At 66.9% G+C, this 21579-nt stretch carries 19 protein-coding genes; 9 read left to right on the forward strand and 10 right to left on the reverse strand.

Annotated features, from left to right (window positions below; genetic code table 11):
* Positions 1-1143: a glycosyltransferase gene (locus AC1DXJ_RS03690; RefSeq protein WP_477613611.1), complete on the reverse strand. Its 1143-nt coding sequence runs from the start codon at positions 1141-1143 to the stop codon at positions 1-3.
* Positions 1144-1491: 348 nt separating this feature from the next.
* On the opposite strand from AC1DXJ_RS03690, the gene AC1DXJ_RS03695 reads away from it, so the two are divergent.
* The 7 genes from AC1DXJ_RS03695 (at position 1492) to AC1DXJ_RS03725 (ending at position 11348) form a co-directional block, all read left to right on the forward strand.
* Positions 1492-2628: a glycosyltransferase family 4 protein gene (locus AC1DXJ_RS03695; protein ID WP_477613612.1), complete on the forward strand. Its 1137-nt coding sequence runs from the start codon at positions 1492-1494 to the stop codon at positions 2626-2628.
* 253 nt (positions 2629-2881) lie between these two features.
* Positions 2882-4132, forward strand: coding sequence for an MFS transporter (locus tag AC1DXJ_RS03700; RefSeq protein ID WP_477613613.1), 1251 nt, complete (start codon positions 2882-2884; stop codon positions 4130-4132).
* 35 nt (positions 4133-4167) lie between these two features.
* The gene (locus AC1DXJ_RS03705; protein ID WP_477613904.1) at positions 4168-7884 is read left to right on the forward strand and encodes a nitrate reductase subunit alpha; all 3717 of its coding nucleotides are present in this window, start codon (positions 4168-4170) and stop codon (positions 7882-7884) included.
* Positions 7884-9533: a nitrate reductase subunit beta gene (gene narH, locus AC1DXJ_RS03710; protein WP_477613614.1), complete on the forward strand. Its 1650-nt coding sequence runs from the start codon at positions 7884-7886 to the stop codon at positions 9531-9533. Before AC1DXJ_RS03705 ends, narH begins: the two co-directional genes overlap by 1 nt.
* The gene (gene narJ, locus AC1DXJ_RS03715; protein ID WP_477613615.1) at positions 9530-10237 is read left to right on the forward strand and encodes a nitrate reductase molybdenum cofactor assembly chaperone; all 708 of its coding nucleotides are present in this window, start codon (positions 9530-9532) and stop codon (positions 10235-10237) included. Before narH ends, narJ begins: the two co-directional genes overlap by 4 nt.
* Positions 10234-10962 (forward strand): respiratory nitrate reductase subunit gamma, encoded by a 729-nt coding sequence (gene narI, locus AC1DXJ_RS03720; protein ID WP_477613616.1) that lies wholly within the window; start codon positions 10234-10236, stop codon positions 10960-10962. Before narJ ends, narI begins: the two co-directional genes overlap by 4 nt.
* Positions 10963-11012: 50 nt before the next feature.
* A complete protein-coding gene (locus AC1DXJ_RS03725; RefSeq protein ID WP_477636323.1) occupies positions 11013-11348 on the forward strand; it encodes a cupin domain-containing protein in 336 nt (111 codons plus the stop codon).
* Positions 11349-11411: 63 nt separating this feature from the next.
* On the opposite strand, the gene AC1DXJ_RS03730 is transcribed toward AC1DXJ_RS03725, so the two are convergent.
* The 3 genes from AC1DXJ_RS03730 to AC1DXJ_RS03740 form a co-directional block, all read right to left on the reverse strand.
* Entirely contained in the window at positions 11412-11855 is a 444-nt protein-coding gene (locus tag AC1DXJ_RS03730) for a hemerythrin domain-containing protein (RefSeq protein ID WP_477613618.1), read from the reverse strand.
* A 401-nt stretch (positions 11856-12256) separates the two neighbouring features.
* Positions 12257-12607 carry a J domain-containing protein gene (locus AC1DXJ_RS03735; protein ID WP_477623942.1) on the reverse strand — a complete coding sequence of 117 codons (351 nt, stop codon included), beginning with the start codon at positions 12605-12607 and terminating at the stop codon, positions 12257-12259.
* A 604-nt stretch (positions 12608-13211) separates the two neighbouring features.
* A complete protein-coding gene (locus tag AC1DXJ_RS03740; protein ID WP_477613905.1) occupies positions 13212-13634 on the reverse strand; it encodes an Hsp20/alpha crystallin family protein in 423 nt (140 codons plus the stop codon).
* Between the two features lie 156 nt (positions 13635-13790).
* Between AC1DXJ_RS03740 and AC1DXJ_RS03745 the strand changes: the two genes are divergently transcribed.
* On the forward strand, positions 13791-14066 hold the full coding sequence (locus AC1DXJ_RS03745) for a MerR family transcriptional regulator (RefSeq protein WP_477613620.1): 276 nt from the start codon (positions 13791-13793) through the stop codon (positions 14064-14066).
* On the opposite strand, the gene AC1DXJ_RS03750 is transcribed toward AC1DXJ_RS03745, so the two are convergent.
* The 6 genes from AC1DXJ_RS03750 to AC1DXJ_RS03775 form a co-directional block, all read right to left on the reverse strand.
* Positions 14063-15061 (reverse strand): glycosyl hydrolase family 32, encoded by a 999-nt coding sequence (locus AC1DXJ_RS03750; RefSeq protein ID WP_477636324.1) that lies wholly within the window; start codon positions 15059-15061, stop codon positions 14063-14065. The genes AC1DXJ_RS03745 and AC1DXJ_RS03750 overlap by 4 nt on opposite strands.
* An 80-nt stretch (positions 15062-15141) precedes the next feature.
* Complete coding sequence (locus tag AC1DXJ_RS03755; protein WP_477613622.1) at positions 15142-15429, reverse strand: LacI family DNA-binding transcriptional regulator; 288 nt, start codon at positions 15427-15429, stop codon at positions 15142-15144.
* Entirely contained in the window at positions 15426-16655 is a 1230-nt protein-coding gene (locus AC1DXJ_RS03760; protein ID WP_477613623.1) for a glycoside hydrolase family 32 protein, read from the reverse strand. Before AC1DXJ_RS03760 ends, AC1DXJ_RS03755 begins: the two co-directional genes overlap by 4 nt.
* Before the next feature lie 159 nt (positions 16656-16814).
* A complete protein-coding gene (locus AC1DXJ_RS03765; RefSeq protein ID WP_477636325.1) occupies positions 16815-17735 on the reverse strand; it encodes a carbohydrate ABC transporter permease in 921 nt (306 codons plus the stop codon).
* Positions 17736-17737: 2 nt separating this feature from the next.
* Positions 17738-18694: a carbohydrate ABC transporter permease gene (locus tag AC1DXJ_RS03770; RefSeq protein WP_477613625.1), complete on the reverse strand. Its 957-nt coding sequence runs from the start codon at positions 18692-18694 to the stop codon at positions 17738-17740.
* 136 nt (positions 18695-18830) lie between these two features.
* Positions 18831-20120, reverse strand: coding sequence for an ABC transporter substrate-binding protein (locus AC1DXJ_RS03775; RefSeq protein WP_477613626.1), 1290 nt, complete (start codon positions 20118-20120; stop codon positions 18831-18833).
* 391 nt (positions 20121-20511) lie between these two features.
* Here AC1DXJ_RS03775 and AC1DXJ_RS03780 point away from each other — a divergent pair, with 391 nt between their 5' ends.
* Positions 20512-21537, forward strand: coding sequence for a LacI family DNA-binding transcriptional regulator (locus AC1DXJ_RS03780; protein ID WP_477613627.1), 1026 nt, complete (start codon positions 20512-20514; stop codon positions 21535-21537).
* The last annotated feature ends 42 nt before the right edge of the window (positions 21538-21579 follow it).

Below are 21579 nucleotides of genomic sequence, written 5' to 3' on the forward strand. Positions count from 1 at the left end.
TCAGACCCTCACCGGGGCGGATGAGGCGATGACCTCGCGGGCGAGGGCGTCGTACTGCTGGGCGACTGCAGGCCAACGCATCTGAGGCGCGATCCGCTCGGCCTGGGCCGACATCGCGGCAGCGAGCCCCGGCTCGGTCAGCACCCTCCGCAGTCCCCGGGCGATGGCGCCCGGGTCTTGCCGTTCGACGAGCAACCCGGCACCGCGACCAAGCAGTTCTACGGCGTGGGGAAAGGCGGTGGACACCACCGGCCTGCCTGCTGCGACGGCCTCGGCGAGGACCCCCGAGGTCACCTGCTCCGTGGAGTCGTAGGGGAGCAGCACGACATCCGCGGCTGCCACGGCGAGGCCCAGCGCGTCCGCGGTGAGGTATCGCGCGTCGAACTCGACGAGGTCGCCGACCCCGAAGACGCGGGCCCGTTCGACGAGGGCGTCGCGGTAGCGCTCCCCCTCGTGCTCGATGATCTTGGGATGCGTCTGGCCGACGACGCGGTAGAGCGGCGCGAGGTCACGTAGCTGGGCGAGCGCCTCGATGCCCCACTCGATGCCCTTGCCTTCGCCGAGCAGGCCCCAGGTGAGGACGACGGGGCGGCGGTCGGCCGGCCGGGGAAGGTGCGCGTGGGCCGGCAGCACGCCCGGGGGCGCTCCATGGGGCACGACGCGGATCCGGTCAACGTCGAGGCCGTAGTGCGCGACCAGCCGGTCTCGGGCGGTACGGGTCATGGTCACGACGACCGCGCTGCGCTCGGCGAGCTCCCGCACGATCTCGCGCTGCCGGTTCGACGGCGCGACGAGGACGGTGTGGACGACCAGGACCATGGGCGCGACCAGCTGACGGGTGACGCCCAGGACGTCGATCCCGTCCTGGCCGCCGAAGATGCCGTACTCGTGCTGCACCACGACGACGTCGAAGCGGTCGAGGACGGCGGCGGCGGCCTCCGCGCCGCCCGCACTGCCACGCACCCACTGGTGGACCACCTCAGGCAGCGGGACCGGCTCCTGGACATCCACGACCTGCACGACTCCGACGGCGCCATCGCCACCGCCTTGACCGGCGAGGGACTCCGCGAGGGACCGGCTGAAGGTCGCCAGCCCACAGGGAGTCGGGGGGTAGGTGCTGAGGACTCCGTATGACACGGACATGGCGAGCCTTCCTTTGGTCGCCCCGCGTCGACAGCCGACGTGGAGCACAGCCACCCACAGGGGCGGCGACCTGCACGCACGGTGCGCTGGGGCCTACGCGGCGTGGTCACACGCAGGCCAGTCGAGACATCTTTGTCGCGATGCGTCTCGTTTCCTGACGAGACGGCGAGACTTCGACGGTAGCACCCTGCGGGCTCCCGCCCCCGGGACAATCATCCCTCGGGACCCTCGTGGGCGGGGTGGGGCGCTCCACGACGACTAGGGTGATGACGACGCCCCGTACCGCCCGCAGCCTCGCCGTAGCCGCGACCACGTCGGCACGTGCCGCGCACCGACGGACGGAGCTCCATGAGGATCGGCGTCATCGCCTCGATCGCCCACAGCCTGCCCCCTGTCGGCTACGGACCGTGGGAACAGATCGCCTCGACCCTCACCGAGGGGTTCGTCGAGCAGGGTCACGACGTCACCCTGTTTGCGACGGCAGACTCGACGACCTCCGCTCGACTGCACGCCACGGCACCGCACGGCTACGAGGAGTCCCCCGGCCTCGATGCCAAGGCCTGGGAAGGGCTGCACAACGCAGCCGTGTTCGAGCGGGCCGACGAGTTCGACGTCATCGCAAACCACTTCGACTTCATGCCGCTGACCTACAGCCGCCTGGTGCGTACCCCCGTCGTGACGACGATCCACGGGTTCTCCTCGCCCCGCATCCTCCCCGTCTACCGGGAGTACGACGACGTCGCCCACTACGTAGCCATCAGCGACGCCGACCGGCACCCCGACCTGCACTACGCCGCCACGATCCACCACGGCATCGACATGACGGCGTTCACCTTCGTCCCCGAACCGGGCAGCTACCTGCTGTTCCTCGGCCGCATCCACCCCGACAAGGGCACCCACCTGTCCATCGAGGTGGCTCGCCGCGCAGGGCTGCCACTGGTCATCGCGGGAATCGTCCAGGACGAGGACTACTTCGCCGAGGCCGTCGCGCCGCACGTGGACGGGATGGCGGTGACCTACATCGGCCCGGTAGGGCCCAGCCAGCGTGACGCCCTTCTGGGCGGCGCACTCGCCCTGCTGCACCTCATCGACTTCGCGGAGCCCTTTGGCCTCTCCGTGGTTGAGTCGCTGGCCACGGGCACACCAGTCATCGCCACACCCCTCGGCTCGATGCCCGAACTACTCCGAGACGGCCGGACCGGGTACCTCGTCACCGACGTCGAGGCCGCAGTCTCCGCGGTGGCGAACGTCTCGCAGCTCGACCGGCAGGAGTGCCACCAAGAGGCGATCACGCGCTTCTCATCCGACCGCATGGTCCGCGACCACCTCGCCGTGTTCGACCGGGTCGTTCGAGCCGGTGATGAAGGCCGCGCGACCGCATCGCCGCGGTCCGAAGGATTCGGCACCGCACGAGTCGGCGCCAGTCGGCTCGGCAAGGGCTATGGTCGGGACAGGTCCAACTCGTCGTCGCCCTGGACCCGGTGACTTCAGCTGCTGCACCGCTTGGCAGAGGAGACACCGTGTGGCACCACCCGGGAGCAGCGTCCCGACAGGCTCGAAGAGCCGACCGGGCATCTCCGACGAGCAGGACCTTTGGCCCTGATACACATGCACCGAAGCCACTGTGCTTGTTTCCGCGCCGCCCCACCACCGCCGGTGGGCCGAGAAGGAGACCAGCCATGGCCGAACAGGCCACCGCAACGCCCGTCGTCAACAGCTCCGTCGTCAGAGCACGACTGTGACCACCCCGATGACCACCACCCCGTTGACCTCGGACCATCAGCCCCGAGCGGCAACCAGATCGCCCTGGCTGATGCTGGCGATGGCCACCCTCGGCTTCGCGGTGAACTTTTGGGCCTGGGCCCTGATCAGCCCACTCGGACCACTGTTCCGGGCCACCGGGTCCCTCGGCACCCTGACCGAGTCCGACGTCGCCCTCCTCGTCGCTGTCCCCGTCGTGGTGGGCTCCCTCGGCCGCATCATCGTGGGCGGGCTGACCGACCGGTACGGCGGACGGGTCATGTTCCCGATCGTCTCAGGCGTGACCATCATCCCGACCCTCTTCATCGCCTTCTTCGCCCTCGACTCCTACGCCCTGCTCATCCTGGGCGGCTTCTTCCTCGGCATCGCCGGCACCGCCTTCGCCGTGGGCGTCCCGTTCGTGAACGCGTGGTTCCCGCCAGAGAAGCGCGGTCTCGCGGTCGGCATCTTCGGCGCCGGCATGGGCGGTACCGCGATCAGCGCACTGACCACCGTCAAGCTCACCGACCACCTGGGCGCAAAGGCACCCTTCCTCATCACCGCGGTGGTGCTGGCCGGCTACTCCCTCGCCGCCTGGCTGATCCTTCGGGACGCACCCGACCGAGTGGTGCCCACCACCTCACTGGCCTCGCGGATCTCTGCCAACGCCCGGCTCCCGATCACGTGGCAGGCGTGCCTTCTCTACGCGGTGGCCTTCGGTGGGTACGTCGCCTTCTCGGTCTACCTCCCGGCATACCTCAAGACCGCCCACCACCTCACCCCGGAAAGCGCGGCCAACCGGATGGCCGGCTTCGTGCTCATCGCGGTCATCCTGCGCCCCGTCGGCGGCTGGCTCGCCGACAAGGTGGGTTCGATCCCTGTGCTGGCCACGGGGTTCGGCGTCGTCGTCGTGGGCGCCGCCATCTCCGCCGGCACACCACCATTGCACGGCATCGGCACCGTCGCGTTCCTCGCGATGGCCGCCGCGCTCGGCTCCGGAAGCGGCGCCACGTTCGCCCTCATCGCCAAGGTCACTGAGCCCTCTCGGGTCGGGGGCGTGACCGGACTCGTCGGCGCAGCGGGAGGTCTGGGCGGTTTCGTGCCGCCACTGATCATGGGCTACGTCTACGGCCGCACCGACTCCTACGCCATCGGGCTGTGGATGCTCAGCGTCACCGCCGCGCTGGCACTGCTCCTCACCGTCACGGTCGTCCGCCGAACCGCCGCCCAAGGACAGGAAGCTCGTTGACCCCCTCGCACAAGAAGTCCACGTCCGACATCGGGATGGACGGCTCCCTCACGGAGGCCCTGGTCCGCACCCGGAGGTTCTTCACCAAGGGAACCGTCTCGGACGACCTCCGGACCATCTCGCAGGTCGGAGGGCGCGAAGCCGACGACTTCTACCGCGACCGCTGGAGCCACGACAAGGTCGTGCGGTCCACCCACGGGGTGAACTGCACCGGCTCCTGCTCGTGGAAGGTCTACGTCAAGGACGGGATCATCACCTGGGAGACCCAGCAGACCGACTATCCCTCGGTCGGCCCGGACTCCCCCGAGTACGAGCCCCGCGGCTGCCCCCGTGGCGCGGCGTTCTCCTGGTACACCTACTCCCCCACTCGAGTTCGCTACCCGTATGTGCGCGGCGTCCTGCTCCAGATGTTCCGCGAGGCCAAGTCCCAGCACGACGGGGACCCGGTGAAAGCCTGGGAGCACATCGTCGAGAACCCGTTGCGGGCCAAGGCCTACAAGTCGGCGCGCGGCAAGGGCGGCCTGGTCCGCGCCACCTGGGAGGAAGCCAGCGAGATCGTCGCCGCTGCGCACGTCCACACGATCAAGAAGTACGGGCCCGACCGCGTCGCCGGATTCTCGCCCATCCCGGCGATGTCGATGGTCTCGCACGCCTCCGGCGCCAGGTTCGTGAACCTCATCGGCGGCTCCATGCTGAGCTTCTACGACTGGTACGCCGACCTCCCCGTCGCCTCCCCGCAGGTCTTCGGCGACCAGACCGACGTCCCTGAGTCCGGTGACTGGTGGAACGCGGGCTACCTGATCATGTGGGGCTCCAACCTCCCCGTCACCCGCACCCCGGACGCCCACTGGATGACCGAGGCCCGCTACCGCGGCCAGAAGGTCATCGCTGTAGCCCCCGACTACGCCGACAACGTGAAGTTCGCCGACGAGTGGCTGGCTGCCAAGCCGGGTACCGACGCCGCCCTCGCGATGGCGATGGGCCACGTCGTGCTGAAGGAGTTCTTCGTCGACCGACAGACGCCCTACTTCACCGAGTACGTGAAGACCTACACCGACCTGCCCCACCTGGTCCGGCTCGAGGAGACCGCCGACGGTGAGTTCACGGCGGGCAAGTTCCTCACCGCCGCCGACCTGCCGGACCACGCCGACGTCGAGAACGCCGCCTTCAAGACCGTGCTCATCGACTCAGCCACCGGCAAGCCCGTCATCCCGAACGGGTCGCTGGGCCACCGGTACGGCGAGGCAGGGGTGGGCAGCTGGAACCTCGAGCTCGGCGACGTCGACCCGGTTCTTTCCCTCCTGGACACCGCGACTGAGTCCGTCGTCGTCCGTATGCCGCGTTTCGACACCCCTGACGGCGCGGCCGCCGACCTCCCTCGGGGCATACCCGTGCGCCGCGTCGAGGGTCACCTGGTCACCACCGTCTACGACCTGCTCCTCGCGCAGTACGGGGTTGGCCGGTCGCACGAGGGTCAGGCCCTTCCGGGAGTCTGGCCGACCGGTGACAACAGGGGTTACGACGACGCACAGTCGCCGTACACGCCCGCCTGGCAAGAGGCCATCACGGGAGTGCCGGCCGCCACCGCCGCTCGGATCGGGCGCGAGTTCGCCCAGAACGCCGAGGAGTCCAAGGGCCGGTCCATGATCGTCATGGGCGCCGGCACCAACCACTGGTTCCACTCCGACACGATCTACCGCGCCTTCCTCACCCTCACCAACCTCACCGGTTGCCAAGGCGTCAACGGCGGCGGCTGGGCCCACTACGTCGGTCAGGAGAAGGTCCGCCCGATCACCGGCTACACCCAGATCGCCAACGCACTCGACTGGAACCGGCCGCCGCGCAACATGATCCAAACGGCGTACTGGTACCTGCACACCAACCAGTTCCGCTACGACCAGTTCGGCGCCGACACCCTCTCGGCGACCACGGGCAAGGGCCAGCTCGCGGGCAAGTCCACTGCCGACGTCATCGCCCAGAGCGCCCGGATGGGCTGGATGCCGTCCTATCCCACCTTCGACCGCAACCCGCTCGACCTCAGCGACGACGCGGCTGCCGCGGGGAAGCCGATCGGCGAGTACGTCGTCGAACAGCTCAAGTCCGGCGAGCTGGACTTCGCCGGCGAGGACCCCGACGCGCCCAGCAACTACCCGAGGATCCTGTCGATCTGGCGGGCCAACCTCCTCGGCTCGTCCGGCAAGGGCAACGAGTACTTCCTCAAGCACCTGCTCGGCACCGACTCCTCGGTGCGAGCCACCGAGACACCTGAGGGGCAACGACCCGTCGATGTGAAGTGGAGGGACGAGGCACCGGAGGGAAAGCTCGACCTGCTCATGACGATCGACTTCCGCCAGACCAGCACCACGATCTTCTCCGACGTCGTCCTCCCCGCCGCCACCTGGTACGAGAAGCACGACCTCAACACCACCGACATGCACCCTTTCGTGCACTCCTTCAACCCCGCCATCGCCCCGCCGTGGCAGACCCGCACCGACTGGGATGCGTGGCAGACGATCGCCGAGAAGTTCAGCGAGCTCGCCGCCACGCACCTCGGTGTCCGCAAGGACGTGGTCGCCGTGCCGCTCACCCACGACACCCCCGACGCGATGGCCAACCCGCACGGGGTCGTGCGCGACTGGAAGAAGGGCGAGTGCGAGCCGATCCCCGGTGTCACGATGCCCAAGCTCGTCGAGGTCGAGCGTGACTACGGCGCAGTCGCACAGAAGATGAACGCACTCGGCCCCCTGGTGGACAAGCTCGGCGCGACCACCAAGGGCGTCACGTTCGCGCTCAGTCAGCAGGTCGACTACCTCCGGGCCAAGAACGGGGCGGTCCGAGGCGGCGTGGCCGACGGCCGGCCGTCACTGAAGAAGGACGTCAACGTGTGCGAGGCGATCCTCGCGATGTCCGGGACCACCAACGGGCACCTGGCGACCCAAGGCTTCAAGACCCTCGAGAAGCGCACCGGCGTGCGACTGGCCGATCTGGCCGAGGAGCACGAGGGCAAGCAGATCACCTTCGCCGACACCCAGGGTCCGCCCGTGCCGGTGATCACCTCGCCGGAGTGGTCTGGTTCGGAGACCGGCGGGCGGCGCTACTCACCCTTCACGATCAACGTGGAGCGCAAGAAGCCCTGGCACACCCTGACCGGGCGGATGCACTTCTACCTCGACCACGACTGGATGACCGAGCTCGGCGAGGGTCTTCCCGTCTACCGGCCCCCGCTCAACATGGCGGCGCTGTTCGCGGAGCCCGCGCTGGGCACCGTGTCGGACGGTTCGGCCGGCCAGGTCGAAGGGCTGACCGTGCGGTACCTGACCCCACACAACAAGTGGTCGATCCACTCGGAGTACCAGGACAACCTGTTCATGCTCTCGCTCTCGCGCGGCGGCCAGAACATCTGGATGAGCGACCGCGACGCGACCAAGGTCGGCATCAAGGACAACGACTGGATCGAGGCGGTCAACCGCAACGGCGTCGTCGTGGCCCGGGCGATCGTCTCGCACCGGATGCCGGAGGGAACGGTGTACATGTACCACGCCCAGGACCGGCTGATCGACGTACCGCTGGCGGAGACGTCCGGCAAGCGCGGAGGAATCCACAACTCACTGACCCGGCTGCTCGTGAAGCCGTCCCACCTGATCGGGGGGTACGCCCAGCTGACCTTTGCATTCAACTATCTCGGCCCCACCGGCAACCAACGTGACGAGGTCACCATCATCCGCAAGCGCAGCCAGGACGTGACGTACTGATGAAGGTCATGGCCCAGATGGCGATGGTGATGAACCTCGACAAGTGCATCGGGTGCCACACCTGCTCGGTGACCTGCAAGCAGGCATGGACCAATCGCTCGGGCACCGAGTACATCTGGTTCAACAACGTCGAGACTCGGCCAGGGCTCGGCTACCCGCGCACCTACGAGGACCAGGAGAAGTGGAAGGGCGGCTGGGAGCTCACCAAGAGCGGCCGCATGAAGCTCAAGGCAGGCGGACGCCTCAAGAACCTGATGACGATCTTCTCCAACCCGATCCTGCCCTCGATCGGCGAGTACTACGAACCGTGGACGTACGACTACTCCACCCTCACCGACGCGCCCGCCCAGGAGCACACTCCGGTCGCACGACCCAAGTCGCTGATCAGCGGCAAGAACATGAAGATCGAGTGGTCGGCCAACTGGGACGACGACCTCGGCGGCTCCACCGAGACCGCGCACCGCGACCCCATGCTGAAGAAGATCGCCGACAAGGTGAAGTTCGAGTTCGAGCAGACCTTCATGTTCTACCTGCCCCGGATCTGTGAGCACTGCCTCAACCCGTCGTGCGCCGCGTCCTGTCCCAGTGGCGCGATCTACAAGCGCGAGGAGGACGGCATCGTCCTGGTTGACCAGGACAAGTGCCGCGGCTGGCGCAAGTGCGTCTCGGGCTGCCCCTACAAGAAGATCTACTTCAACCACCGCACCGGCAAGGCCGAGAAGTGCACGTTCTGCTTCCCGCGTATCGAGGTCGGCCTGCCAACCGTGTGCGCCGAGACCTGCGTGGGTCGGCTGCGCTACATCGGCCTGATGCTCTACGACGCCGACAAGGTCCTCGCGGCGGCCTCGACCACTGACGACCAGGGGCTCTACGAGGCCCAGCGCGACGTGTTCCTCGACCCGTTCGACCCCGAGGTGATGCGTGAGGCGGAGAAGGCCGGCATCGCCCGCGACTGGATCGACGCGGCACAGCGCTCACCGATCTACGCCCTGATCAACACCTTCAAGGTCGCACTGCCGCTCCACCCGGAGTACCGCACCATGCCCATGGTCTGGTACATCCCACCCCTGTCCCCCGTCGTCGACGTCGTCGCAGAGACCGGGGAGGACGCCGAGGACAAGGGCAACCTCTTCGCCGCGATCGACGCCCTCCGGATCCCCATCGAGTACCTCGCCGAGCTCTTCACGGCCGGCGACGTCGAACCCGTTGACGCCGTCCTCAAGAAGCTCGCCGCGATGCGCTGCTACATGCGCGACATCAACATGGGCCGCGACCCCGACCCCTCGATCCCGGCTGCTGTGGGGATGAGCGAGGAGGAGATGTACGACATGTACCGCCTCCTCGCGATCGCGAAGTACGACGAGCGCTACGTCATCCCGCCGGCGCACGCCGAGCAGGCCCACTCCCTGGAGGAGCTGTCCACGGAGTGCTCCGTGTCGGACTACGGCGGCGGACAGCAGGACCTGTTCGGCGAGGGGTCCGGAATCCCGACGCCGATCGCGGTCGAGAACTTCCAGATGCTGCAGGACCGGCAGACCTCCGACTCGCTGGCCGGACCGAGCAACACCAAGGGCCGTGTCAACCTCCTCAACTGGGATGGCAAGGGCTCCCCGCCGGGGATGTTCCCACCAACGGGCTCCGACTCATGAGCAGCCGCCGTCAAAGACCGACCCTGCCCCCCGACCAGCTCACCATCGTGTGGCAGTCGGTCTCCCTGCTCCTCGACTACCCGGACGAGTTCCTCCTCGCCCGCGCCGACCTGCTGAGGTCCGCCTCGCAGCAGCTGACGCCGGCGGTAGGGGGCTCCATCCGGGCCTTCCTTGACCACCTCGAGTCCACTCCGCTGCCGGAGCTCCAGTCGGACTACGTCGAGACGTTCGACACCCGGCGCCGCTGCAACCTGTTCCTGACCTACTTCGCCCACGGGGACACCCGCAAGCGCGGGATGGCACTGCTCCGGTTCAAGCAGTCGTACCTCCGCGCCGGGTTCGAGCTCGACGACGGGGAGCTGCCCGACCACCTCTGTGTCGTGCTCGAGTTCGCCGCCACCGTCGACCAGGACATCGGCCGCGACCTGATGCTCGACCACCGGGCCGGCCTCGAGCTGCTGCGACTCTCGCTGCGGGACATGGGCTCGGCGTGGGCGCACCTGATCGATGCAGTCACCGCCACGTTGCCGCCCCTGCGTGGCGACGAGCGCGATGCCGTCCGGCGGCTCGCTGCCGAGGGGCCACCCGAGGAAGAGGTCGGGCTCGCCCCGTTCGCCAACCCGCAGTTCAGCCCCGGCGCGGACACCCGTGCCACGGCATCCATCGCCCTGCCCATGCCGTCGTTCCCGGGAGCCCGCACATGAACGAGTTCCTCTTCGTCATCCTCCCCTACCTGTGCCTGACGACCTTCGTGGTCGGTCACCTGTGGCGCTACCGCTACGACAAGTTCGGGTGGACCACGCGATCGTCCCAGCTCTACGAGAACAGCCTGCTGCGCATTGGCAGCCCGCTCTTCCACTTCGGGATGCTCGGCGTCGTCGGCGGCCACATCATCGGCCTGCTGGTGCCGCAGTCGTGGACGAACTGGGCCGGCGTCAGCCAGCACGCCTACCACGTGGTGGCCGTCACGGGAGGCCTGCTGGCCGGCGTGATGGCCGTGGTCGGCATGGCGATCCTGATCTACCGCAGACGCACCGTCGGCCCCGTCTTCTCCGCCACCACGCGCATGGACAAGGTCATGTACGCCTTCCTGGGCGTCGTGATCATGCTGGGCATGTGGAACACCATCGCCGGCTCGATCATGACGATCGGCGGCGAGTACAACTACCGCGAGGGCGTATCCGTCTGGTACCGCTCGTTCCTCGCGTTCCACCCCGACGCCTCCCTGATGGCGGACGCGCCGCTGGGATTCCAGCTGCACGCGCTCGTCGCCTTCGGGCTGTTCGCCCTGTGGCCCTTCACCAGGCTGGTGCACGTGTTCAGCGCGCCGGTCGGCTACCTGACCCGCCCCTACATCGTCTACCGCAGTCGCGACGACACCCAGCTCGGCAGCCACCGGCCTCGTCGCGGCTGGGACCGCGTCGGCTGAGGGCGCTCCGCCCCGGCCAGACCTGAACCACAACCCTGGAGATGAGCCCGATGCAGAACGAGTCCCTCAACGACCTGACGCGACACCACCTCGAGCTCGCCCGGACGGCGACCAGCGGACGGAGTGCGCAAACCGTGTTCGGAGGTCACGACCATGTCCTTCGCCAGACCCTCATCGCACTCCGCGCCGGCAGCGCCCTCGACGAGCACGAGAATCCGGGCAACGCGACGGTCCAGGTCCTGCACGGGCACGTCAGGCTCATCTCCGGGGACACTTCGTGGAGCGGGTCAACGGGGGACCTGCTGGTCGTGCCCGATGCCAGGCACGCCCTCGAGGCCGACGAAGACTCCGCGATCCTCCTGAGCGTCGGCAAGAAGAACGGCTGACACCTGGCCGCCTGCCTGCGCACTGCCCCAAGGTCGGGCGGCTGGCCCTTCACCAACCCGGCATCACTGCCCGATCATGCTCTGACCCGGGTGAGCCTCCTGCCACGCCAGCATCGAGGCGTCCCACTCGGCGCCTCCCAGCGCGATGAGTGATGCAGGGAAGAGGCCGTCCTCTTCCTTCGCGATGTGTTCGTGCAGCTCGGAGACCGCAGTCCGGATGCGTTCCTGGTCGGCCGGGTCAGCCAGGTCCACGGTGACAAGCAGGTCCGCCAGCTCGCGGTGCTCCCGCACCAATGGACCGATGTGCTCCGCCGCCAGGGGGTCGCGACCCATCACCGCGAACAGGCCGTTCTCCTCGCCCTGCCAGTGGGACCGCAGCTCGGCGCCCATCACGCGTAGAAGCTCACTCGCCACGGCCAGCTCACCGCGGTCGATGGCGCGCACCGCATCGCCACCGAGGTTGGTCGCCCGCTCGTGCTCGGCGATGTAGTCCCGGATCAGAGGCATCTCTCGACACCCGCAGTAGTGGCACATGGCTCCATCCCTCTACGGGGTCGGACCCGTTTCCCCGACCCTAGGCGACGTTGCCCTGGTTGACGCCGCGACAAGGCCGCAGGTCTCCTTCACGACATACCCCTAGCGGGTACAGACAGAGGCGCCAGGCTCGCGTTTCGGGGGTCAGGCGCCCTCTGGGCACGTGGTGGCAGGTGAAAGGATTCGAACCTTCGAAGCTTTCGCGATGGATATTCAGACCGACGTATGCCGCCCACCCACGTGCCGCTTCACCGCACCGGGCCCGACACGTCCCTGTCGGGCGCGGGAGGCTGTTCTGGTCCGCCGTCCTTCGCCCGCGACGACGACGGACTGGGCGGCGCGGGCTGGGCCGAGGGCCTTGCTCGAATGCCCACCTATCGGCGGCGATCATGCCAGCGCACGGGACCGGCCTGGATGGGTGGCTGGTCAGGTGCGCTGCGTGCGAAGGGCATTCCGCGGCGAACCCGGGTTGCGGTGCTGGTCTGGGGCGGGCTTGGGGGGTGGTCGAGGTCGGCTCGGCGGGCCGGGTCGCCCAGGATCGCGTATGCGGCGTTGGCCTGCTGCAGTGTCCTGTCTGAGGCTGCGTTGTCGGCGGGGTTGCCCCGCACGCGGGTGTCGGGGTGATGCCGGCGCAAGAGGGTGAGGTACGCGCGCCGGATCTGGCCTTGGGTGGCCTTCGGGGTCAGGCCCAAGACGGCGTAGGGGTCGGTGCGGTCAACGGTCATGGCTGCGCCGGAAGGTTCAGATCATTGATGGGCGGTCCCGTCGCTGTAGCACGGTTGGCGACACCATCGTGGGGTTGTGGGTGTCGCTGATGGGCCTCGCCTGGGCCGCGAACGGGTACGCCGTCAAGGCGTGGGCGTCGCGCAGCCTGCGTCGGGCGCGATGGCACGAACGCGGCCCAGGCGAGAGTCTGTTCGCATGCTTCATCCTGTGGGGTGCTGGGTGTCGGGCGATCACCTACCTTCGTCGATCCTTTTCGTTCGGTCTCAGATCGTGGTTGCGGCTGAGCCGCGGGGGCGAGCGTTGCCGGCTCCACCCGTCGGCACCGGGGTGGTGTGGTCGACGCGGGGACGCCACGCCACCGGCCGGCGGCCGATGCCGCCGCGGTCCAGGGCCGGGTCCAGGTGACGCGGCGGGTGGGTCAGCCGGAGGGGGACGGCTCAACCATTCTTGGTCGATGATCGCGTCGAACTCGGCCCGCAGCAGCTCTTCGTCCGCGCAGATCAGCTCGAGGAACTCCTCGTCCACACCGCGCACGGCGCTTTGCATGGCGGAGGCGTCGGCCTGGGCAGCAACAACGGCGAGCATGTGCCTCACCACCCAGGGTCAGGCGGTGATGGCCTGCTGGCCTTCGTTCCGGCTGCTGATCTCGATCTTGCGCGGCTTGGCCTGCTCAGCAACCGGAATCTTCAACGTGAGCACTCCGGCGTCATAGCTGGCCTCGATGCGCTCAGTCTCCAGGGTGTCCCCCAGGACCAGTTGCCGGCTGAACACCCCTCGGGGACGTTCCGCGGCGATCAGCTCTGCGTCACTGGCCCGCGCCGGCCGTTCGGCCCTGACGGTGACCACGTTTCGCTCAACGTCGATGTCGATCGAGTCGTGACTGACGCCTGGCAGGTCGAACTCGACATGGAAGACGTCTCCGTCCCGCCATGCGTCCAGCGGCATCGCCGAGGGCCGCGCCATCGTGCCCAGCGCCTGTTGGGTGAGCCGGTCGAGCTCACGGAAAGGGTCGGTGCGCATCAGCATCGTCTTCACCTCCGTCGTTCTTGCCTGATGCTGCGAGCGTCGCCACAGAAATCGCGGATCTATGGCATTCGCTATAGGTTTTATGTAGCACCAAGGCCATACTGATGCAAGGGGGAACTCCATGAATTCTCGAGGAAGGAGGCGCAACCCGTCACCTTGCCCGCTCCCGACAGTGGCCGCGGCGTGTTCGGCATCTCCGTAGCCGCCGAGCTGGTCGGCCTGGGTGTGCAGACCCTTCACCTCTACGAGGCGCGCGGGCTTCTCCGACCGGAACGCACCAAAGGCGGCACCCGCCGGTACAGCGCGAACGACGTGGACCGGCTGCGCCGGATCGCGGACCTGCTGGACGCCGGTCTCAACCTGGCCGGCATCGGCATGGTCCTCGACCGCCCCATCGGCGTGCGGCATTCCGCCACCAGGGCTGTTGGCTAGGAGCCCGTTGGCGGTGGGTGCTTCTCGTGATGGGCGCCGTAGCTGTCGACGAACCAAATGCGTCCGTCCTTCAGCACGCACTTCATCGGGTCAGTGACGGTGCCGATGAAGACATCGTCGACTCGGTTGATGAACGCGAGGAACATCATGTCGCCGGAGGTTCGGTCGCGAATGAACCGGCCGACGTACAGCTCATCGGTGGTCAGCAACTGTGCACCTTCGATGTCGTACGGACCCAACGGTGTTTCGGCCCTTGCTGCCCACACTCCCCCCGTGGTGCCCGTCGCGCGGCGCCACTGTGCGGCGTCCTGTGCCAAGCAGCTGAACGTGACGAAGTGAGCGCCATCGAAGTCCAGGAGGTTGAGGACTTCTAGTTGGCCGAAGCCCTGGCCCGGCTCTGTGAGCGGGCCACGCAGCTCCCACCCTGTGAGGTCCGCGGACCAACCGTGGCCGATGACGCCTCGATCGAAGTTGTCCGGCGGACCGGAGACCGCCCGAGCCGTGATCAGCATGTGCCATCCGCAACCCTCCGGGTCCGGAAACACCCAGGGGTCGCGGAATGCCTCGTCGTGCCAACGCCCGGCGGCAAGCTTCTCGTACCATCGGTCATCTGTTGCCAGGACGGGACCCGTGCCCTTGTCCCAGTGGATCAGATCGGTACTGGTGGCGAAGCCGATGGTTTGGATGTTGCTGCTGGCGGGGGCGCGGGTGGCGCCGGTGTAGAACATGAACCACCGACCGTCTGGATGCCTGACGACCGACCCGGTCCAGGTGGCGAGGTCATCGAATGCTGGTGCGTCGCTGCGCACGAGCGCATCCTCAACTCGTATCCAGCTGCGGAGGTCCTCCGACACTGCATGCCCGATGGAGGCTCGGTCATGCCTGGCGTCTGGATCCTGCAACGCCCTCGAGGCGAAGAGGAAGAACATGTGGTACTTCTGGCCGTCGTCGACGAGCCAGAAGTCCCACACCCATGAGTCCGGGAGTCGAAACACCAATGTCTCCTTCGTTGTTTCGCTGCCGCCGAACGAACATCCCCATGCACAGAGCCGAGTTCGCGGCGGACTGGGAGTCGCTAGGCACGGGTGCGCCGGATCGACGCTGCCGCCTCGTTGCGTTCGTACCCGAGCGCCGTGATCGCGTGAAGCACAGCAGTCCGGGCGGCTTCGCTGACGTGGGTGTTTTGATTCACGACCCGCGAGACCGTCGCAGTGCTGACTCCAGCGATTCGCGCCACATCCTTGACCGTCGGCGGACCAGGTGCGTGGTGGTCTTCGGGTCGCGCTCGCGCCACGGCGCAGCCCTCGTCCGAGGCTGGCTGTAGTGGCTCGGTACCAGCCTGAGGGTCTATCTGCGGTGTCACGATAGGCCGCCAGGGTTGGTCGGGGACACGGGCGCGGCTGCCGGCACGGGCAGTTGCGCTCCGGCGATTGAGGTCCCCGTGCAGACCTCCAGAACAGGACCGTCGACGATGACGGTCAGGTTCTCGGCAGGCCTGCCGCGCACTGATGGGATGCGCAGGTGTGTCGAGCCGATGCTGACCACGAGCTCGTCGCGACCGGACGTCACGTCGATGCCGTTGTGGTGGAAGCCGTCGATCTCGTCAACCTCGAGCAGCTGGACGTTCGGGTCGGCGCCGTTGGTTGGGAATGCGTTCATCGCGTTGGGGTGCGGTCGAAGGTGCAGCGCACCGTCGACGACCGAGAGCCGGTAGGGGATGCTGAGGGCGCCCGACCAGCCGGCGTCCAGGTCGGCTACTCCCCGGATCCAGAAGATGGCGCACGGGAGGTTGTCGGCGTCGAGGAACGCTGTCGCGGCGTAGTGGCCTCCCCCGTGCGTAATCTGCGTCCATTCGGTGCTCTCGAACCGGCCGTCCTGAAGCTCTCCGACGGCAGCGAGTACTTCGCCGGTGATGCCGTCCTTCCAGGAGCCGACGAAGAGGACGTCATGCCCGTCCACCCTGACCAGGTGGGGACATTCCCACGCAGTGCCGAGCCAGGGTCCGTCGTTTCTGAGGACTCCGACCGCGAGCTCGCCATCGAAGGCCCAGGTGGTCAGGTCCTTGGACACCCAGCTGAGGACTGCGGGGCGCCCGTCTTCATATCCAGCGCCCACCACCATTCGCCAACGATCATTCTCTCGCCGCACTGACGGGTCACGGAAGACGGTGATCCGCTTGCGCGTCTTCACATCGAGAGGAAGGGCGACGCGTTCCCCGTTCGTCCACGTTTGCCACGTGGAGTCTGCGGGAGATGCGGCTCGCACGTCCGCAAGATCAAGATGTGGTTCCCGGGCCGAGGTGTACAGGATCAGCGGCTGCCCGTCCGGGCGGAGGCAGAGGGTTCCCGTCCAACATCCGGTCTCATCGGGGGCAGGCTCGAGCGCGGTCGCCTCCGGGACCCAGTTCATCAGGTCGAGGCTTGTGGCGTGCCCCCAGCTGATCTCGGGACTCCATGACACCCGCTCGGGAAGGGCTTGGTGGAACAGGTGGTATCTCCCGTCGTGGAAGACGACTCCATGGGGGTCGTTGAGCCAACCCTGTCGGGGTGTGAAGTGAAAGGCTGGTCGCCCATTCTTTGCGTGGCTCATGGGCTGACTCCGCTGGATAGTGAGTTGGAACGGGCGCGAAAGAAGGTGTGGCTTGCGCAGCTGACGCGGGCGCTGAGGAAGGACGTGTGGTGCTTCTGGCCGTCGTCGTCGAGCCAGAAGCACCACCCGCTTGTCCCGGGAAGTTGGAGCACCAAGCTCTCAGCCCTTGACGCCGGAGGATGCGATCGAGTTGATGAACGATCGCTGGAAGGCGATGAACAGGATCAGCACCGGGACGGTGATCATGGTCGCGTACGCCATGATCTGGCCCCAGGCGACGTTGAGCTGTTTGAAGTAGCCGATGCCGACCATCACCGGGCGAAGTTCCTCGGACTGAACGGACATCAGCGGCCACAGGTACTGGTTCCACATCGGCAGGAACGTCAGGATCGCGACCGTGGCGATGGCGGGGCCTGACAGCGGCATGATGATGCTGCGGTAGATGCGGAACCAGCTCGCCCCGTCGACCATGGCAGCCTCGTCCAGCTCCTTGGGGATGCTGTCGAAGTACTGGTAGAAGAGGAACATCGAGAATGCGTTGGCGATGAACGGGACGATCTGCACCTGGTAGGTGTCCAACCATCCTTGGCTGAAGCCGCCCGGTCCGAAGAAGGGCAGCTTGTTGGACCACCACAGCAAGGGCAGGGCCAGGGTCTCGAACGGCACGATGAGGGTCGCGAGGATGATCCCGAGGACGAAGGATCCGCCGCGGAACTTGATCCGGGCGAGTGAGAAGGCCGCCATCGAGTTGACGATGAGCCCGAGCACCACGGTGACGACCGTGATGAGGATCGAGTTCATCATGAACTGAGCGAACGGGACCCTGTTGAAGACTCCCGTGTAGTTGTCCAAGGACAGGTCACCGACGGGCAGGAACGCCTTCGGGCCGGTGAGGTCGGCGAAGATTTGGRTGTCGGGTTTGAAGCTGGAGATGATCATGAACACCAGGGGCAAACCGAACACCAGGCACAGGGCCGCCCGAAGGAGAACGCCCAGGGCGACGCTGATCCGGCTGGGGCCCTGGTCGGGGCGGTGGGTTGCGGGGGCCGCCGTCTCGGCGACGTGGGGCAGGGTGGTCATGGTCAGGCCTTCTCACGAGTGAGGTAACGGTTGACAAGAGTGACTGCGAGGACGAGCACGAAGAAGGCCAGCGAGATCGCGGAGGCATAGCCCGTCTGTTGCTGCTGGAACCCGGTCCGGACCGCCATGAGCACCAGCGTGGAGGTCGAGTCCAAGGGTCCTCCTTCGGTCATGATGTTGACCTGGGTGAACAGCGAGAACGCCGAGATGGTGATGGTGATCAGGATGAAGGTCCGGGTTGCCCGAAGTCCCGGCCAGGTCACGTAGCGGAACTTCTGCCACGTTCCGGCGCCGTCCAGGTCGGCGGCCTCGTACAGGTCGCCCGGGATCGTCTGGAGGCCGGAGAGCCAGATGACCATGTGGAAGCCCATGGCCTGCCAGGCGGACATGAGGATGATGGCGATGAGCGCGGTGTGCGGGTCGCCCAGCCAGTCCGGCCCGGCGATCCCGAAGTTCGACAGTGCTTGGTTGATGAGGCCGTTCTTCTGGTAGAGGAACAGCCACAGCATCGACACGACCACCATGGAGGTGACGACCGGAAGGAAGTACACGGTCCGGAAGAAGTTGACTCCGCGCATCTTGACGTTGACCAGCAAGGCCAGCCCGAGGGCGCAGGCGGACTGCAACGGCACGATGACGATGGCGAAGATGATCGTGTTGCGCAGCGACTTCCAGAAGGTCTCATCGCCGAAGAGCCGGGTGAGGTTGTCCAGGCCGGTGAACTGGGCGGGCCTGGGAGAGATCAGTCTCGCGTCGGTGAAGGCGAGGATGAAGGTGAGGCCGATCGGGATCAGCAGGAAGGTGATCAACAGGACAGCAGCGGGCAGCAGCATGAGCACTGCGGTGCCGGTCGCCTGCCCGGGCCGTCGAGGCTTGCCGGTCGCCGTTGGCCTCCCGCGCTTGCCGGTCGCGGCCGGCTTCCCGCGCTTGTCGGCTCGAGGCGTCGAGATGGTCGTCATTGTCCGTCTCCTTTGATGTGCACAACGGGTCACGCACGTTCGGTTTGATGTCAGGCCGAGGTTGTGAGGTCAGGTCGTCAGGTCGGTATGCCGCGGGTGGAACACTCGCCGCGGCATACCGGGTCCTGTCACGGCCTCACTTGAAGTAGCCGTTGCCCTTCTGGTTGGCGTCGATGTCCTTGACGGCCTGGTCGAGCGCCTTCTTGGGGTCGGCACCGGTCAGGATGTCCTGGGCAGTCTTGGTGAACTCCGTCGCGATGAACGGGTAGCCGGGGGTGATGGGACGCAGCACCGCGAACTTCTTGGCGTACTGACGGAAGACGTCGTTCTCACCACCAGCCTGGTAGCCGGGCACGGTGGCGGCGGCCGCATCCGTCGCCGGGATGTTCTTGGTTCCCGCCGCCACCGACGCGACGTACTTGTCCTGGGCGGCGAACTTCATGTAGTCCTGCGCGCCGGCCTTCTCGGCGCAGCCGGTCGAAACGCCCCACTGCCACGAGCCGCCCCCGATCTTGGGGCCGTTGCCGAGGTCCGGCGGCGGCAGGAACAGGGTGTCAGCGCCGAATGCATTGCGGGTGTCCGTCGCTGTCCAGGTGCCGTTGTAGAGGATGGCGGTCTTGCCGTTGACGAAGTCCTTGGCCGGGTCGGCGCCTGACTTGAGGGGCACCAGTCCGTCGGTGACCAGGCCGCGGAACCACTTGGCCCACTCAACCGCCTTGTCACCGTTCAGGGTCCCGTCCGCCGACTTGTAGTCGGTCCGGTTGACGAGGTCACCGCCGAAGCTCTGCAGCATCGGCGAGTAGGCGTACGGCCACCACTCACCGGTGAAGCTGGTCGCGATGTCGAGGGGGTTCTGGTACTTCCCGGACGCCTTGAGCTTCTGAAGTGCGGCCGTGAACTCGTCCTTGGTCCAAGGCTGGTCGATGGTGGGGACCCGGATGCCGTTCTTCTCGAGGATCGTCTTGCGGGTGACCATCACGAGGGCCACGTCGTAGTACCCGTAGGAGTAGGTCTTGCCGTTGTACTTGCCGAGCACGCTGGGCAGGAACTTGGAGAGCGTGCTGTCCAGGCCTTCGAGGGGGGCGAGGTAGCCGGCCCAGGCCCAGTTGGGGACGTTGGGGCCGTCGATGTCCAGGATGCAGGGCAGCTTCTTCGACGCGGCCGCGGCGACGACGGACTGGTTGTAGGAGTCCTGTGGGAAGGCCTGGATCTTCACCTTGTACTTGGTCTGGCTGGCGTTGTAGTCGTCGACGATCTTGGTGATCGCGGCGAGCTCTTCCTTGTTTCCGGCGTTGTGGGTCCACATGGCGAGTTCGCCGTTGCCGCCACCGCTGGAGCTGCCGCCCTTGGCGCAGGCGGTGAGTGACAGGGGTAGGGCGGCGACAAGCAGGCCGACGACGATGCGTTGGGTTGGGTTGAGCTTCACGGAAGTCCTCCGAGGGGTCCAGGTGCAGATGAGGATGTGCAGATAGGGATGTGCAGAGCCGGGATGACGGGCTCCGTTGGTTGTCTGGGTCAGTGCCCGTGCGCACGGTCGTGCCGACTCCATCGTGTGATGACCGACGTTTCAAGGCCGGGCCTCAGCGACGAAAGTGCGGGCCACGGCCTCGTCGTTGGGGCTGCCGAGGGACCCCTGGGGTGGGAGGGTCCTTCTAGTGCTAAATTGATTCAGCAGACTGCAGGCTAGCAGCGTCGAGATGACACCACAAGGGCTTGCTAAAACCTTTTCAAGTGCAACTTCGTGACTGAGTACTGGTCCCTGTGGATAGGATCAGCCCTACGTGGCCGAGCGCGTCACAGCCAGGAGGGAGTAGCGGATGACCAAGCGCGTCACCCTCGCTGATGTCGCAGCCAAGTCCGGGATGTCAAAAACCGCTGTCAGCCTGGTGCTCAACAACCGTCCCGGGTCGCGGCTGTCCGCGGATGCCATGGAGCGGATCCAGGCGGCGGCGCGCGAGCTGAACTACCGGCCCAACCCCGCCGCGCGGTCCCTGAGGATGGGCAAGACGCACACGGTCGGCTTCATCTCCGACGAAGTGACCATCACGCGGTTCGCCTCGGCCATGATCCGGGGGCTGCTCGACGTTGCCGACGAGCGCGACCACGGGGTGCTGATCGCGGAGACGGGAAACCACCCCCTCCAGCTGGAGAAGGCCCTGGAGTTCATGATCGACCGCCAGGTCGATGGAATCGTCTTCGGCTCGCTCACCGCACGGCTGCTTGAGCTGCCGGACCTTCCCGAAGGCCTCCGCGCGGTCACTGCAAACGCCACCAGCACCAGTGCTCACTCAGCCGTCCTACCGGCGGAGCAACAGGCGGGCTACCGGGTGACCCGGCAGCTGCTGGACGCCGGCCACCGCCACGGAATTGGGATCGTCGGATACGCCCCGAAGGCCATCGCCAGCCCCACCATCTCGGCCACCATCGGCAGCCGGTTCGCAGGCATCTACCAAGCACTCGACGAGGCAGGGGTTGCGCCTGCCGTCACGGCCGAATTCGAAGTGTGGGAGCCCTGGAATGGGTACGACGCCACCAGGAGCATCCTCGATTCGGGAGTGAAGGTCACCGCCCTGATCTGTCTCAATGATCGCGTCGCCTTCGGCGCGCACCAGGCGCTGACGGAAGATGGCGCGACCGTTCCCGACGATGTGTCCATCGCCTCTTTCGACGACGACGAACTCGCCTCCTACATGCGACCGGGCCTCACCACCGCAAAGCTCCCCTATGAAGAGATGGGTCGACGCGCGATGACACAGGTCCTGGATCCCGATGCCCCCCGGGGAATCCAGCTCATTGACATGCCGATTCAACTTCGCCAATCCATCACCGCCCCCCGCTCGTAGCCCTCGGGCATCCGAGTCCGCGGCGAGCAAGACAAGGACTGC

Source organism: Pedococcus sp. P2_D9 (assembly GCF_056404275.1).

Coding starts and splice junctions, on each gene's coding strand:
- AC1DXJ_RS03690 (WP_477613611.1), bottom strand. CDS start 1,143: ATGTCCGTGTCATACGGAGTCCTCAGCACCTACCCCCCGACTCCCTGT.
- AC1DXJ_RS03695 (WP_477613612.1), top strand. CDS start 1,492: ATGAGGATCGGCGTCATCGCCTCGATCGCCCACAGCCTGCCCCCTGTC.
- AC1DXJ_RS03705 (WP_477613904.1), top strand. CDS start 4,168: ATGGACGGCTCCCTCACGGAGGCCCTGGTCCGCACCCGGAGGTTCTTC.
- narH (WP_477613614.1), top strand. CDS start 7,884: ATGAAGGTCATGGCCCAGATGGCGATGGTGATGAACCTCGACAAGTGC.
- narJ (WP_477613615.1), top strand. CDS start 9,530: ATGAGCAGCCGCCGTCAAAGACCGACCCTGCCCCCCGACCAGCTCACC.
- narI (WP_477613616.1), top strand. CDS start 10,234: ATGAACGAGTTCCTCTTCGTCATCCTCCCCTACCTGTGCCTGACGACC.
- AC1DXJ_RS03725 (WP_477636323.1), top strand. CDS start 11,013: ATGCAGAACGAGTCCCTCAACGACCTGACGCGACACCACCTCGAGCTC.
- AC1DXJ_RS03730 (WP_477613618.1), bottom strand. CDS start 11,855: ATGCCTCTGATCCGGGACTACATCGCCGAGCACGAGCGGGCGACCAAC.
- AC1DXJ_RS03735 (WP_477623942.1), bottom strand. CDS start 12,607: ATGACCGTTGACCGCACCGACCCCTACGCCGTCTTGGGCCTGACCCCG.
- AC1DXJ_RS03740 (WP_477613905.1), bottom strand. CDS start 13,634: ATGCTGATGCGCACCGACCCTTTCCGTGAGCTCGACCGGCTCACCCAA.
- AC1DXJ_RS03760 (WP_477613623.1), bottom strand. CDS start 16,655: ATGAGCCACGCAAAGAATGGGCGACCAGCCTTTCACTTCACACCCCGA.
- AC1DXJ_RS03770 (WP_477613625.1), bottom strand. CDS start 18,694: ATGACGACCATCTCGACGCCTCGAGCCGACAAGCGCGGGAAGCCGGCC.
- AC1DXJ_RS03780 (WP_477613627.1), top strand. CDS start 20,512: ATGACCAAGCGCGTCACCCTCGCTGATGTCGCAGCCAAGTCCGGGATG.